Source organism: Pseudomonas sp. KBS0710 (assembly GCF_005938045.2).
Lineage (GTDB): Bacteria > Pseudomonadota > Gammaproteobacteria > Pseudomonadales > Pseudomonadaceae > Aquipseudomonas.
In genome coordinates this window covers 1,037,283-1,052,904 of record NZ_VCCF02000001.1, presented here as the reverse complement: position 1 = coordinate 1,052,904, position 15,622 = coordinate 1,037,283, and the positions used below count along the sequence as shown (strand labels likewise).

The 15,622-nt window shown below is 60.0% G+C and carries 9 protein-coding genes and 1 other RNA gene; 2 read left to right on the top strand and 8 right to left on the bottom strand.

Annotation, left to right across the window (positions count from 1 at the left end):
• Position 1: 1 nt before the first annotated feature.
• The 8 genes from FFI16_RS04975 to FFI16_RS04940 all read right to left on the bottom strand — a co-directional run bounded on the left by FFI16_RS04975 (position 2) and on the right by FFI16_RS04940 (position 11,498).
• Positions 2-1,048, bottom strand: coding sequence for an N-acetylmuramidase family protein (locus tag FFI16_RS04975; RefSeq protein ID WP_138814371.1), 1,047 nt, complete (start codon positions 1,046-1,048; stop codon positions 2-4).
• A 155-nt stretch (positions 1,049-1,203) separates the two neighbouring features.
• Positions 1,204-2,115 carry an N-acetylmuramidase family protein gene (locus FFI16_RS04970; RefSeq protein ID WP_138814370.1) on the bottom strand — a complete coding sequence of 304 codons (912 nt, stop codon included), beginning with the start codon at positions 2,113-2,115 and terminating at the stop codon, positions 1,204-1,206.
• A 206-nt stretch (positions 2,116-2,321) separates the two neighbouring features.
• Positions 2,322-2,418: signal recognition particle sRNA small type (gene ffs, locus FFI16_RS04965), an RNA gene on the bottom strand.
• Between the two features lie 115 nt (positions 2,419-2,533).
• Positions 2,534-3,697, bottom strand: a complete 1,164-nt coding sequence (locus FFI16_RS04960; RefSeq protein WP_138814369.1) for a putative zinc-binding metallopeptidase — start codon at positions 3,695-3,697, stop codon at positions 2,534-2,536.
• 76 nt (positions 3,698-3,773) lie between these two features.
• Positions 3,774-6,131 (bottom strand): NAD-dependent DNA ligase LigA, encoded by a 2,358-nt coding sequence (gene ligA / locus FFI16_RS04955; protein WP_138814368.1) that lies wholly within the window; start codon positions 6,129-6,131, stop codon positions 3,774-3,776.
• An 87-nt stretch (positions 6,132-6,218) separates the two neighbouring features.
• Complete coding sequence (gene zipA / locus FFI16_RS04950; RefSeq protein WP_017134785.1) at positions 6,219-7,088, bottom strand: cell division protein ZipA; 870 nt, start codon at positions 7,086-7,088, stop codon at positions 6,219-6,221.
• A 259-nt stretch (positions 7,089-7,347) separates the two neighbouring features.
• Positions 7,348-10,836, bottom strand: coding sequence for a chromosome segregation protein SMC (gene smc, locus FFI16_RS04945; protein WP_138814367.1), 3,489 nt, complete (start codon positions 10,834-10,836; stop codon positions 7,348-7,350).
• A gap of 2 nt (positions 10,837-10,838) precedes the next feature.
• Positions 10,839-11,498, bottom strand: coding sequence for a GntR family transcriptional regulator (locus tag FFI16_RS04940; RefSeq protein ID WP_138814366.1), 660 nt, complete (start codon positions 11,496-11,498; stop codon positions 10,839-10,841).
• Positions 11,499-11,778: 280 nt separating this feature from the next.
• Here FFI16_RS04940 and xdhA point away from each other — a divergent pair, with 280 nt between their 5' ends.
• Both xdhA and xdhB read left to right on the top strand, forming a co-directional pair.
• Positions 11,779-13,227, top strand: coding sequence for a xanthine dehydrogenase small subunit (gene xdhA, locus FFI16_RS04935; protein ID WP_138814365.1), 1,449 nt, complete (start codon positions 11,779-11,781; stop codon positions 13,225-13,227).
• The gene (gene xdhB, locus FFI16_RS04930) at positions 13,220-15,607 is read left to right on the top strand and encodes a xanthine dehydrogenase molybdopterin binding subunit (RefSeq protein WP_138814364.1); all 2,388 of its coding nucleotides are present in this window, start codon (positions 13,220-13,222) and stop codon (positions 15,605-15,607) included. The genes xdhA and xdhB overlap by 8 nt, the downstream gene beginning before the upstream one ends.
• The last annotated feature ends 15 nt before the right edge of the window (positions 15,608-15,622 follow it).

Here is a 15,622-nt window from a genome sequence, read left to right as displayed (position 1 = left end):
CTTATTTCTTCCCTTCCAATGCTTCGTAGGCCTTTTTGATACGGCTGTCGTAGTCGCCGTAATCCTTGCCGTTATAGTTACGCGCCATGGCCACGTAATCTTTATCTTTCATGGCCTTGATCAGGGCCGGGCTCTGGCTGCAAAAACCGATAAATGCTTTTAATTGGTTACCGGCATTGATCTTCAGCGCTGCGACGAATTCAAACACCGTTTTGTAACCGCAGGAGGTGTAGTTGAACCCCATTATTTGAAACATACCCCAGGACGCCGACATCAATGCCGCCTCCTGATCCAGCGCAAACGCGGTGGCCATGGTCTCCCAGGCCTTGGTCTGATCCTTGTTATTAACCTGCCACTGCGGCCCGGCCTTTCTCACGTAGATATAAGACAGCAACGGGTGCGCCTGGTCGTAGATATGCTTGGTGTACTTGCGAAACAAGTGCCCTTCAAAGGCAATCACCGGCAACTTGGCAGGCCCGAAACCGGAACGCCCGCCGGATTCGACCGTGGCGAACGCCTTGATGATATTCACCGAAATGCCGCTGCCCAACTGTGTGGCAGCGCTCTGAAAGTCGGTGTCGGTCAATGTCATGCCGCCGTCACACGTAGCCTGGAGCATCAGTTGCCGGTTGCGTCGCTCGGCTTCGATCATGGCGCGCATGCGCTCCAGGTACACATTCACCGTGGCCTGGACCGCATCGCCGCCGTTATTGCCGAACGCGTTGAGAAAGCTGGGAATGCGCATCGCCGGGAAAGCTTTTACCGGCACTTTCACTGCTTCTTCGATCAGGCTGTTGAAGGTTCGACCGGTAGGGTCGATCACGCCGTCGGGGTGCGCATACTTGAGATGCCGGAACTGGTACTGGCTGATGCACTGCACCAATTGGCCATCGCACTTACCGTTCTCGGTCAACGCAAAGCCCATTTTGGGAATGATCAAATTAAATAAATACTGAATGCACTGAACATCGGCGGGCAAATTGCGCGCTTTACCCGGCGCGCCCACTGAAGCACTGATAAGACGTGGCAACCCTGGCAGGCTTTTCATCAAGACATCCTTGTTAATTAGAGAAGTGATAGCACTTCAATATCAGCGCGGCACACTTGTCATGAATTGAAACAAATGGCTGGCGGAAACTAACAAGTTGGTTTTGGGTTGTCCAGTGGGCGCTTTGCACGTTGTGAAACACCCGTCATACGCCACTACTTTTTCCTTTCCAGCGCCTCATAGGCGCGCTGAATCCGCCGATCGTAGTCACCATAGTCTTTGCCGTTGTAATTGCGCGCCATGCCGGCATAGTCCTTGTTCTTCATGGCTTTGAGCAAGGCCGGATTCTTGCGGCAAAAACCAACGAACGCCATCAATTGCTGGCCGGCATTGAGTTTCATCGCCGCAACAAAATCAAACACGTTTTTGAATCCGCACGCCGCAAAATTGAAGCCCATGACCTGAAACATGCCGTAGGACGCCGACATCAGCGCTGCCTCCTGGTCCAACTCGAATGCATCGGCCAGGGTCTGCCAGGCCTTGGTTTGATCCCTGTTGTTAGCCCACCATTGCGGGCCGGCCTTTTCCAGATAAGGGTATGAGAGAAACGGGTAGGCCCTGTCGTACTTTTGTTGCGTGTACTTGCGAAAGATATGGCCCTCGTAGGCGATAACCGGCATTTTGGCCGGCCCGAACCCGGAACGTCCACCGGACTCCACCGTGGCGAATGCCTTGATCAGGTTCACTGAAACACCATTACCCAATGCTGTGGCGGCGCTCTGAAAGTCAGCATCGGTGAGGGTGATACGACCGTCACACGTGGCCTGGGTGACTAACGGCTGATGGGGTGGCACGCCTGGACTGGCCTTGCTCGCATCTTCTACCAGGCTGCTGAACGTGCGGCCTGCCGGGTCAATCACCCCATCGGGGTTACTGAACTTGAGACGATTCACCTGATAGTCGTTGATGCGCTGCAACAACAGCGGACCGCACTTGCCATCTTCCACCAGCCGCGAAGCGGGGTGGGGTGTGATCAGGTTAAACAGACGCTGAATGTACTGAACATCAGCAAGCACATTACGCGCCTTGCCTGGGGTACCGACTGAAGCACTGAGAAGTGCGGGCATGGCAATCACCTTAATGGATCAAAGGAGTGCCATCACATCTTCACTACTCCAGCACAGGGTCGCTTACAAGAATGACGCTAGCAGGCAACTGAAAGTTTTCCAGCACAAAGCCGTCACGCTGCGCAAAAAATCGCAGATGAGCGAGTAAAAGAGTGTTTGATTTGAAACAGGAAGGGTGAAAACAAGGAAGAGCGTTATGGAGGCAACCCCACCAGCCACACCCCGGCACACAATGTTCCCGCTGTGGCTGCTGCCTTCCGGCTCTGACCAGGTTCACGGGTAATCGTTGCGGGGGGACCGATGGGGTCACCATAACGACGCTGGCCTCTCGGCAAGCCGCGCCATTGTACCGATCTCATCGGAAGTTACAACCGTTGTTCCGGATTAAAAATATGAAGGGGCTCAAGCACTTGTGCCGCTACAAAATCACGGCCCTGTCTGCCCTGCCGCCCTCTTCCTGAATCACCAAGTGAATGAAGTGCAGCTTGGCGATCACCGCCGGCGGCAACACAAAGGGGTAGAAATCCGGCTGGCCCATGCTGCGTGACAGCTCGTTGAGCATACCGGCCAGTTCGATCCAGGCGTTGACGAACGACAGGAAGGCCGGGCCGCCAGGGTGTTCGGGGTCGTAGAGCGTGGTCAACGGGAATGGCTGGTAATCCAGGTCCATCTCGCGGGCGCTCATACCAAAGCCCAACGCGGTGTCGACGGCGTCCATCATGTGCAGGTAGTGAGCCCAGGTTTCGGCCCAGTCTTCCCAGGGGTGCATGGTCGCGTAGGCGCTGACACAGGTTTGCTGCCAGTCGGGGCGCGGGCCGTTCTGGTAGTGCTGGTCGAGTGCCTCGGCGTAACTGGCGCGCTCGTCGCCGAATAGCTGGCGAAACGGTTCAAGCCAATGGCTGTTGGCGATCAGCCGATCCCAGTAATAATGGCCGACTTCGTGGCGAAAGTGCCCGAGCAATGTGCGATACGGCTCGCGCATTTGCACACGGACTTTCTCGCGATGGGCGTCGTCGGCTTCCTTGATATCGAGGGTGATCAGGCCGTTGGCATGGCCGGTGGTCGGTGCGTTGCCTTCCAGGTCGATGCCGACGAAATCGAAAGCCAGGCCGCTGTTCTCGTCAACACTTTTGGGCACCACCTGCAGGCCCAGGCTGATCAGTTGCGCCACCAACCGGCGCTTGGCGGTTTCGACCTTGCGCCAACGTTCGGGGTTTTCCGGGATCGACAGGTCAGGGATGGTGCGGTTAAGGCTACAGGCCACGCACAGCGCTGCGGTGCTGTGGGCCGGAATCAGCCAGTTGCAGGCGGCCGGGGTGTCGAGGTTGGCGCAGCGGCGGAAGGCGCCGGCGTCGAGGTTGTCGTCCTGTAGCCAGGTGCCTTCGACGGGGCCGGGCTGCAAAGACGACAACCGACTTTGCTGGGGCTGATAGCCCAGCAGGGCCGAGCAGGCCAGGCATTGACTGTTGCGAAAGAACAGCGACTGGCCGCAGCGGCACTGCCACACCTTGCTGTTACGCGAGGATCCGGCCATGAACGGTGCGGCGATGCGCGTACTGAGTTGCTCGAAGTAGCGGAACATGGCGATCTCTCCCTGGGTGACCAAGACTAGATCATTTACCGTGAAAGATCGTTCCCACAGAGCGTGGGAACGAGCGTCAGACGGTGATGTTGTGTTTGGCCAGGAAGGCGACAAACGCCTCTTCGTCCAGCACTTTGAGGCCAAGCTCAGTGGCCTTGGCCAGCTTGGAACCCGCGCCCGGCCCGGCGACCACGCAGTGGGTCTTGGCCGAAACAGAACCCGCGACCTTGGCGCCCAGGCTTTCGAGCTTGTCCTTGGCCACGTCGCGGCTCATCAGCTCCAGGGAGCCGGTCAGCACCCAGGTATGCCCCGCTTCCGGCAAGCCTTCGACGACCTTCTTCTCGCTCTGCCAGTGCATGCCGAAGTCTTTGAGCTGCTGCTCGATGGCCAGGGCACGGTTGGCATTGTCCGGGTTATCAAAAAACTCGCGCACCGCCTTGGCCTGCTTCTCGGGCAGCGCCTGGCGCATGTCCAGCCAGTCGGCCTTGATCACGCCTTCGAGGCTTATAAACTTGTCGGCAAGCTTTTGCGCAGCCCCTGGGCCCACGGACGGCACATGCAGCTTGTCGAGCAAGCCGCCCAAGGTAGTGCTGGCGGCGAATTCGGCGCTCAGCTCGCCCTGATCCTGCAACTGCAAGCCGCACTCATCCGGCGACAGCAGCGCACCAATCACCTCCTGGTTGTGGCTGTCTTCAAAGAAACTGTGAATCTCGTGGGCGACTTCCAGGCCCACGTCCGGCAAGTACGTCAGCACTTCGGGCAAGGCCTGCTGCACGCGCTCCAGTGACGCCAGCGAGCGCGCAAGGACCTTGGCTGTCTCCTCGCCCACGTCCGGAATGCCCAAGGCGTAGATAAACCGCGCCAGGGTCGGGGTCTTGCTGTTTTCGATGGCGGTGATCAGCTTTTTGCTGGAAATATCGGCAAAGCCTTCCAGGTCGATGATCTGCTCGTATTTGAGTTTGTACAGGTCAGCCGGCGAGCCGATGAGCTTTTCATCCACCAATTGCTCGATGGTTTTGTCGCCCAGGCCGTCAATGTCCATGGCACGCCGCGAGACGAAATGGATAATCGCCTGCTTGAGCTGCGCGCCACAGGCCAGGCGCCCGACGCAGCGGTACACCGCGCCTTCGCTGACGGTTTCCTTGCCCTTGCTGCGCTTGACCAGTTGCGTGCGCTCCACATGGGAACCGCACACCGGGCAGCTTTCGGGGATCGGCACGGCACGGGCGTTTTCCGGGCGGCGTTCGAGCACCACCGACACGACCTGCGGGATCACATCACCGGCGCGGCGAATGATCACGGTGTCGCCGATCATCACACCCAGGCGCGCAACTTCGTCCATGTTGTGCAAGGTTGCGTTGGACACCGTTACACCGGCGACCTTGACCGGCTTCAAGCGTGCTACCGGCGTTACGGCACCGGTGCGGCCGACCTGGAATTCCACGTCAAGCAGTTCGGTCAGCTCTTCCATGGCCGGGAATTTATGCGCGATGGCCCAGCGTGGTTCACGGGCGCGGAAACCCAACTCACGTTGGGAGGCAATGCTGTTGACCTTGAACACCACACCGTCGATTTCATACGCGAGGCTGTTACGTCGCTCGCCGATATCACGGTAATACTCCAGGCAATCCTGAATGCCCTTGGCCAGCTTCAGCTCACGGCTGATCGGCATGCCCCACTTCTGAAGCTGTTGCAGGTTGCCGATATGGGTGTCGCTGATATCCGTGGTCACGCCATAGCAGCAAAATTCCAGCGGCCGACTGGCGGTGATCTTCGAGTCCAGCTGACGCAGGCTGCCGGCGGCGGCGTTACGCGGGTTGGCGAAAGTCTTGCCGCCCACTTCCAGCTGCGAGGCATTGAGGCGCTCGAAGCCGGCCTTGGACATGAACACTTCGCCGCGCACTTCCAGGGTCGCCGGCCAGCCGCTGCCGTGCAGTTTCAACGGGATATTGCGCACGGTGCGCACGTTGACGCTGATGTCTTCGCCAGTGGTGCCATCGCCACGCGTGGCGCCGCGCACCAGTTCGCCATCCTGATACAGCAGGCTGACCGCCAGGCCGTCCAGCTTGGGCTCGCAGCTGTATTCCACCGCTGCACCCCCGCCAAACAGATCGCCCACCGGCAAGTCGAGACCTTCGGTAACCCGGCGATCAAATTCGAGCATGGTGGTTTCATCAAAGGCATTGCCCAGGCTGAGCATCGGAATGTCGTGCTTGACCTGGGTGAACGCCGAGAGCGCCGCACTGCCGACCCGCTGCGTCGGTGAATCACGCGTCACCAGTTCCGGGTGCTCGGCTTCCAGAGCCTTCAACTCATGGAATAACCGGTCGTACTCGGCGTCCGGGATGCTCGGCTCATCGAGGACGTGGTAACGGTAGTTGTGCTGATCCAGTTCAGCGCGCAGTTCGAGGATGCGGGTGTGGGCGGCGGTCATGGGTGTTCTCTCATAAAGCAAAAGAGCAGCCGAAGCTGCTCAATATGTTAGTGCGCTTATTCTACTGACAACGCTGAAGACCAATCCTCAGCGTTTCTGTGTCAGGGCGCGACGCTCGAACTCGACGATGCGCTGACGGTAATGCTCGATGGTCTGCGCAGTGAGCACGCTGCGCTGGTCGTCCTTGAGCTCGCCGTTGAGTTCCTGGGACAGTTTGCGTGCTGCCGCCACCATCACGTCGAACGCTTGTTTCGGGTGACGCGGGCCTGGCAAACCGAGGAAGAAGCTCACCGCCGGGGTGCTGAACAGGTCGATATCGTCAAGGTCGAAGGTGCCCGGCTTGACCGCGTTGGCCATGGAGAACAGCACTTCACCGTTGCCGGCCATGCTTTCGTGACGGTGGAAAATATCCATCTCGCCAAAACGCAGGCCGCTTTCGAGGATGTTCTGCAACAGCGCCGGGCCTTTGAAGCCGGCGGCGTCGCGGCAGATCACGCTGATCACCAAGACTTCTTCGGCAGCCGGCTGGTCGTTGACCGATTGGCGCGGTGCGCTGGAAGCCTTGCCGATATTTTCATCCGGGAAATCGTCGTCGCGGCTGCTGAAGCTCGGGCCTTCATCCACGTCGAGGTTCAGGTCGCCCTGATGTGGCTCGGCCACGGCGGCACTCGCACGCTTGCCACGCTTGGACGACGGCTCGCGGGCTTCTCGCACCGGCGCACTCATCGACGGCAAGTCATGCTCGTCCAGTTGCGGTTCTTTATGGTTGTCCAGCACACGGGGCGGCCCCAGCAGCTCGGCGCTGCCGTCGTCGTCGGGCAAGTTGGACAGGTTGCGGTCCAGACGGAATTTGAGCTTGCCCTTGCCACCGCGCATGCGGCGCCAGCCATCAAAAAGAATACCGGCAATGACAATAATGCCGATGACGATCAGCCACTCGCGCAGACCGATTTCCATGTAATCCCGTGCCTCTAATAAAAAATGCTGAAAAATAAGGGGTTTAGCAACATCCAAACCGCTTTAAAACGTGGCGCCAACTCTATGTTCTGACTGACGTTTTGCCCACGCATACGAAAATTTGACATTAAACTAGCACGACCAAAGATAACTTTACACCGTCTGTCAAAATGCCTTGAACAAATATGTCCATTTGCCACTTTTGCCAGACCGGTAAATCGCCTTACATCGCCCTACCAAAATCCTTTCCAAGCCCGTCTCAGGATTCAACCATCGCCATCGCTTCTTCGACATCCACCGCCACCAATCGCGAACACCCCGGCTCATGCATCGTCACGCCCATCAACTGATCGGCCATTTCCATGGCGATCTTGTTGTGGGTGATATAGATGAACTGCACGGTCTGGGACATCTCTTTAACCAACCGAGCGTAGCGTCCAACGTTAGCGTCATCCAGCGGCGCGTCAACTTCGTCGAGCATGCAAAACGGCGCAGGGTTCAACTTGAAGATCGCAAATACCAGCGCCAATGCGGTCAGGGCCTTTTCGCCACCGGACAACAAATGGATGGTGCTGTTCTTCTTGCCGGGCGGGCGCGCCATGATCGTCACCCCTGTATCGAGTAGATCTTCGCCCGTCAGTTCCAAGTAGGCGCTGCCTCCACCGAAAACTTTCGGGAATAACGCCTGTAAACCGCCATTAATCTGATCAAAGGTATCTTTGAAGCGATTACGGGTTTCCTTGTCGATCTTGCGAATCACGTTCTCCAGGGTGTCCAACGCTTCGACCAGGTCGGCATCCTGGGCATCCAGATAACGTTTGCGTTCGGACTGCTGCTGGTATTCGTCGATGGCCGCCAGGTTGATCGCGCCGAGGCGCTGGATACGCGCGGCGATGCGCTCAAGTTCTTCTTCGGCGTCTTTTTCGTTGGCCTGGGCGGTCAAGGTAGTGAGCACGCCGTGCAGGTCGTAGCCGTCTTCGAGCAACTGATCTTGCAGGGTCTTGCGGCGCACGGTCAGGGCTTGCCATTCCATGCGTTGCTGTTCGAGCTGGCCGCGAATCAGTTGGGACTGCTGTTCGGCCTGGGTCCGGCGCTTCTCGGCGTCGCGCAGTTCGCGGTCGGCGTCTTCCAGGGCGATCTGCGCGGTCTTGAGTTCTTCGTCGACGGTCATGCGCTTGTCGAGCAACTCTTCGAGCTTGAGGCGCAATTCTTCCAGCGGCGCTTCGCCCTCCTCCAGGTTGAGGCTCAGTTGCTCGCGCTTTTCGGTGAGGCGTTCGGACTGCATCTCCAAGCGCTCAAGGGCCTGGCGCGTGGAGGTGTGCTGGGCCTGCAACGAGCCCAGGCGCACGGCCAATTGGTGGGCGTGGTCTTTGTGCTGACGCGCTTCCTGGCGCACGCGGTCGAGGCGTTCGCGCAGGCTGTCGCGCTGGGCCAGCAGCAGTTCGCGCTGCTCGGTATCCAGCGCCATGCTGTCGAGGGCTTCCTGCAAGTGCAGGCGCGCCTCGCCGATTTGTTCGTGTTCGAGGGCGCGCTGCTCGCCCATCTCCGCCACTTCTTCGTCGAGGCGGGTACGGCGCAGGGTCAATTGCTCGGCCTTGGCCTTGCTCGCCGACAGCTGGGCTTTCAATTCGCCTTGCTGGCGCGCTTCGTCCTGCAAGAGGCGGCGCAGGTGTTCGCGGCCGGTCTCTTGCTGGCGCTGAGTGGCACGCAGGGTTTGCAGTTCGGTTTCGAGGCTTTCGAGGGTGGCCTCGCGCTCTTCGCGTTCGGCGCTCAGGTTGACGATTTCCTGGCCTCGGGCCAATACGCCGCTCTCGGCCTCACTGGCGCGACGCACGCGCAGGAAATGCCGGCCCACCCAATAACCGTCTCGGCTGATCAGGCTTTCGCCGGTGCCCAATTGGCCGCGCTGGGCCAGGGCCTGCTCCAATGATTCAACCGGTTTGACCTGGCCCAGCCATGGCGACAGATCAATCGCCGCCTCCACCTTGTCGAGCAAACTGCCGGGCACTCGCGTGCCATCGGCTGCGGGGCTGAGCAAACGCAAATCGCCCTGGGCAAAGCCGGCCAGGTCGAAACCGCCAAAATCGTCCACCAGTACGGCTTGCAGGTCGGCGCCCAACACGGTTTCGACCGCCAGCTCCCAACCCGCTTCAACTTTTAAGCCTTCGGCCAGGCGCGGGCGCTCGGCCAGGTGCTGGTCACGCAGCCATTCGGCGGTGCCGGTGCCCGGGTCCAGCGCGGCTTGCTGCAAGGCCTCAAGCGAGGCCAAGCGCCCGTTGAGCCGCTGCAAATCGCCCTGGGCCTGCTGCTGGGCCTGGGTCGCCTGTTGCAGTTGCTGACGCAATTGCTCCAGGCGCTCCACTTGTTGTTCTTCGCTGGCTTCGAGTTCTTCCAGGGTCATTTCGCTTTCGGCCAGTTGCTCGCTCAGCGCCATGATCGCCGCGTCTTCCGGGTCGGCGGCGAGCAACGCACGCTCCTCCTGCATGCGGCGCTGGCGCTCGGCCAGGCGCTCCATGCTGGTTTCCAGTTGCTGGATGCGCGATTGCTGCACCTCAGCCTGGCGGCGCGGCTCGGCGGATTGCAGGTTGAAAGCATCCCACTGTTCCTGCCAGCCGTGCATGGTGGTTTCGGCTTCTTCCAGGGCGGCGGCGGCCTCTTCGGCGGCAGCGCTGGTGATTTCCTGCTCGGGCGTGAGCATGTCCAGCTCTTCGCCCAGCGTCAGCAGCAAGGTGCGGTCATGGCCCAGGTGCGACTCGGTCTCCAGGCGCGCACGTTCGGCTTCCTTCAAGTCATCCTGCAACTGGCGCAGGCGCTGCTGGCCGTGCTGGATGCTCTGCTCGACCCGGGCAATATCGCCGCCCACCGAGTAGAAACGCCCCTGCACCAGATTGAAGCGCTCGGACAGGTCATGGTGACCGTCACGCAAGCGCTCGATGCTGGCGTCGGCGTTACGTTGCTCGGCCACCAGCGCTTCAAAGCTGATTTCCTGGGTGCCGATGATCGCTTCGCGCTGGCCGACCTGATCATTCAGCGCCTGCCAGCGCAGGGCCGAGAGCTGCGCCTTGAGCTGACGCTCCTCGCCCTTGTATTCTTGGTACTTCTCGGCCGCCTGGGCCTGGCGATGCAGGCGCTCAAGTTGACGCTCCAGCTCTTCGCGCAGGTCGGTCAGGCGGGCAAGGTTTTCGTGGGTACGGCGGATACGGTTTTCGGTCTCGCGGCGGCGCTCCTTGTACTTGGAGATGCCGGCGGCTTCTTCGATAAAGTTGCGCAGGTCTTCGGGCTTGGCTTCGATCAGCTTGGAGATCATGCCCTGCTCGATGATCGAGTAGCTGCGCGGACCTAAGCCTGTGCCGAGGAAAATGTCGGTGATATCGCGTCGACGGCACTTGGTGCCGTTGAGGAAGTAGCTGTTCTGGCTGTCGCGCGTGACTTTGCGGCGAATCGAGATTTCCGCGTAGGCCGCGTATTCGCCAACCAAAGTGCCGTCGGAGTTATCGAACACCAGTTCGATGCTGGCCTGGCTCACCGGCTTGCGGCTGGTGGAGCCGTTGAAGATGACGTCGGTCATCGACTCGCCACGCAGGTTTTTTGCCGAGCTCTCGCCCATCACCCAACGTACGGCGTCGATGATATTCGACTTGCCGCAACCATTGGGCCCGACCACCGCCGCCATGTTACTGGGGAAGTTCACCGTGGTCGGGTCGACGAAAGATTTGAACCCCGCCAGTTTGATGCACTTGAGCCTCACGTTTAGGCGTCCGCCAGCGCAGCGATGACCAGCGAGCTGCTGCGCTCGCAGTAGGCCGACAGCACTTGGCGGATCTGCGGCAGGTCACGGGCGAGCACCGCCGCGAGCAGTTGCTCGAACAGCGTCAGGTACTCACTCATCTCCGCCTTGCGCTGGTCCAGGGCCAGGTAATAGGCACGGTTCATCGCCGGCTGCAGGTTTTCGACGGTTTCCTGCAAGTACGGGTTGTTGGCGAAGGGGTACGCGGCGCGCATCACACTGAAGCTTTCTTCGACGAAGGCACGCACGTCCTCACGCTCGAAACTGGTCATCAGGCGTTGCTGGATCTGCAGGAACGGCGCCATGTCGGCCTGGACCTTCCAACCCTCGGCCACCGAATTGCCGAGCAATATGTACAACTCGCCCATCAGCGTGCACAGGCTCTGCACCTTGTGCGCGGTGAGTTCGGTGACGTGGGCGCCACGGCGCGGCAGGATCGCGATCAGGTGGCGACGCTCGAGGATCAACAAAGCTTCACGCACGGAGCCACGGCTGACATTGAGTGCCAGCGTGACTTTCTGTTCCTGGATCCGCTCCCCAGGCTTGAGTTCGCCGCGAATGATACGTTCGGCGAGGTGGTGAGCAATTTGCTCGGCGAGACTGTCCGGCGCCTTGAACGTCATGTTTTCCCTTCAAAATCTTCTATCGGTACAAGCGCGGCAGTGTAGCGCATTGGCTGGCTGATGGCGCTACGCCCACCGGGGCGAATTTGGCATGAAATAAGCAACGGTGAAAAGCCAAAAGCCAGCAAAAACACCGGTTCCAGAAGACTGAACCATAATTGAAAGGGTTGTGATCGCAATTTCTTGACCTTTAGGTCAGAAAATCGTTGACCGTAAAGTCAGACATGACTAGATTCGGCGCAAAGCGGTTAACAACAATAATGAGTCTGCGAGGCCTTCCGTGATCCAGTTTTTACTTAACCAGGAACTCCGTAGTGAGCACGCCCTGGACCCCAACCTGACCGTGCTCAACTATTTGCGCGAGCATTTGGGCAAATCCGGTACCAAGGAAGGCTGCGCCAGCGGCGATTGCGGTGCATGCACCGTGGTGGTCGGCGAATTGCACACCGATGATCAAGGCGCCGAGCAGATTCGCTATCGCAGCCTCAATTCCTGCCTGACCTTTGTGTCGTCATTGCACGGCAAACAGCTGATCAGCGTCGAAGACCTCAAGCATCAAGGCCAACTGCACAGCGTGCAGCAAGCCATGGTCGAGTGCCACGGCTCGCAATGCGGCTTTTGCACCCCAGGCTTTGTGATGTCGCTGTTCGCCCTGCAAAAGAACAGCGACGCCCCCGACAGCCAAAAAGCCCATGAAGCGCTGGCCGGCAACCTGTGCCGTTGCACCGGTTACCGCCCGATTCTGGCCGCCGCCGAACAGGCCTGCTGCAACAAGCCGATGGATCAGTTCGACAGCCGCCAGGCCGAGACCATCGCCCGCCTCAAAGCCATCGCGCCCACGCAAACCGGTGAACTCAACAGCGGCGACAAACGCTGCCTGGTGCCGCTCACCGTGGCCGATCTGGCCGACCTCTACGACGCCTACCCGCAGGCGCGCCTGTTGGCCGGTGGCACTGATCTGGCGCTGGAAGTCACGCAGTTTCACCGCGTGCTGCCAGTGATGATCTACGTCGGCAACATTGAAGAGATGAAGCGCATCGAGTCGTTCGACGACCGCCTGGAAATCGGCGCGGCCACACCGCTGTCCGATTGCTACAGCGCACTGCACCACGAGTACCCGGACTTCGGCGACTTGCTGCACCGCTTCGCCTCGCTGCAGATCCGCAACCAGGGCACCCTGGGCGGTAATATCGGCAATGCCTCGCCCATCGGCGATTCGCCGCCACTGTTGATCGCTCTCGGCGCGCAGATCGTGCTGTGCAAGGGCGACACCCGTCGCACCTTGGCGTTGGAAGATTACTTCATCGACTACCGCGTCACTGCCCGTCAGGACAGCGAGTTTATCGAGAAGATCATCGTGCCCAAGGGCCACGCGCTGTTTCGGGCCTACAAGGTTTCCAAGCGCCTGGACGATGATATTTCCGCCGTGTGCGCGGCCTTCAACCTGAAGATCGACAACGGCGTGATCAGCGACGCCCGGGTGGCGTTCGGTGGCATGGCTGCCACGCCCAAACGCGCGAAAAGCTGCGAAGCCGTACTGGTCGGCGCCACCTGGAACGCCGCCACGGTGGAGAAAGCCTGCGCCGCCCTCGCCCAGGATTTCACCCCGCTGTCGGACTTCCGCGCCAGCAAGGAATATCGCCTGCTCAGCGCGCAGAACCTGCTGCGCAAATACTTCATCGAATTGCAAACACCGCACATCGAGACTCGGGTGACCGCTTATGTCTAACCATCACGCCGTCGTTAAAACCCAGGCCGAACTCGCCGAGCTGTTTGCCCAGGACCTGACTTCCGGGGTCGGCCGCAGCGTCAAGCATGACAGCGCCGCCAAGCACGTCAGCGGTGAAGCGCAGTACATCGATGATCGCCTGGAATTTCCTAACCAGTTGCACCTGTATGCGCGCATGTCCGACCGCGCCCATGCGCGCATCATCAGCATCGACACCGCGCCCTGCTACGCCTTTGACGGCGTGCGCATCGCCATCACCCACGAAGACGTGCCGGGCCTTAAAGACATCGGCCCGCTGATGCCCGGCGACCCGTTGCTGGCCATCGACACCGTGCAGTTTGTCGGCCAGGTAGTGCTGGCCGTGGCCGCCCACGACCTGGAAACCGCACGCAAAGCGGCCATGGCGGCGGTGATCGAATACGAAGACCTGGAGCCGGTGCTGGACGTGGTCGAGGCCTTTCGCAACAAACACTTTGTGCTCGACAGCCACACCCACCAGCGCGGTGATTCCGCCGGTGCGCTGGCCACCGCGAAAAACCGTATCCAGGGCACCCTGCATATCGGCGGCCAGGAACACTTCTACCTGGAAACCCAGATCTCCTCGGTAATGCCCACCGAAGACGGCGGCATGATTGTCTACTGCTCCACGCAAAACCCCACCGAAGTGCAAAAACTGGTGGCGGAAGTGCTCGACGTGTCGATGAATAAAATCGTCGTCGATATGCGCCGCATGGGCGGTGGTTTTGGCGGCAAGGAAACCCAGGCCGCCAGCCCCGCGTGCCTGTGCGCAGTAGTCGCACGCCTGACCGGCCAGCCGACCAAGATGCGCCTGCCGCGCGTCGAGGACATGCTGATGACCGGCAAGCGCCACCCGTTCTATATCGAATACGACGTGGGTTTTGACGACAACGGCCGCCTGCACGGCATCAATCTGGACCTGGCGGGTAACTGCGGCTGTTCGCCGGACCTGTCCAACTCGATTGTCGACCGCGCCATGTTCCACTCCGACAACTCGTATTACCTGGGCGACGCCACCGTCAACGGCCATCGCTGCAAGACCAACACCGCGTCCAACACCGCTTATCGCGGCTTTGGTGGCCCGCAAGGCATGGTTGCCATCGAAGAGGTAATGGACGCCATCGCCCGCCATCTGGCGCTGGACCCGTTGGCGGTGCGCAAGGTCAATTACTACGGCAAGACCGAGCGCAACGTCACCCACTACTACCAGACCGTCGAGCACAACATGCTCGAAGAGATGACCGCCGAGCTTGAGGCCAGCAGCCAATACGCCGAGCGCCGCGAAGCGATCCGCTTGTACAACGCCCATAGCCCGATTCTGAAAAAAGGCCTGGCGCTGACGCCGGTGAAGTTCGGTATTTCGTTCACGGCCAGCTTTCTAAACCAGGCAGGCGCCTTGATCCACATTTACACCGACGGCAGCATCCACCTGAACCACGGCGGCACCGAGATGGGCCAGGGCTTGAACATCAAGGTCGCGCAGGTGGTGGCTGAAATATTCCAGGTCGAGATCGACCGCGTGCAAATCACCGCCACTAACACCGACAAGGTGCCCAACACCTCACCGACCGCCGCCTCCAGCGGTGCCGACCTGAACGGCAAGGCTGCGCAGAACGCTGCCGAAACCATCAAGCAGCGCTTGGTTGAATTTGCCGCGCGCAAGTACGACGTGAGTGAAGCGGACGTGGAATTCCACAATGGCCACGTGCGCGTGCGCGATCAGATCCTGACGTTTGAGGCGCTGATCCAGCAGGCGTATTTCGCCCAGGTTTCACTGTCGAGCACCGGTTTTTACAAGACCCCGAAAATCTTTTACGACCGCAGCCAGGCGCGGGGTCGGCCGTTCTACTACTTCGCATTCGGCGCAGCCTGCTGCGAAGTGATCGTCGACACCCTGACCGGCGAATACAAGATGCTGCGCACCGACATCCTTCATGATGTGGGCGCCTCGCTGAACCCGGCCATCGACATCGGCCAGGTCGAAGGCGGCTTTATCCAGGGCATGGGCTGGCTGACCATGGAAGAGCTGGTGTGGAACAACAAGGGCAAGCTGATGACCAACGGCCCGGCCAGCTACAAGATCCCGGCCGTGGCGGACATGCCACTGGATCTGCGCGTGAAGCTGGTGGAAAACCGCAAGAACCCGGAGGACACGGTGTTTCATTCCAAGGCCGTGGGCGAGCCGCCGTTCATGCTCGGGATTGCTTCGTGGTGTGCGCTCAAGGATGCCGTGGCGAGCCTGGGCGACTATCGCCATCAACCGAAGATTGATGCACCGGCGACGCCGGAGCGGGTGTTGTGGGGCTGTGAGCAGATGCGGCAGTTGAGCACTGCAAAAGCCGTTGAGACTGAACTGGCTTGATCGTTCCCACGCTCT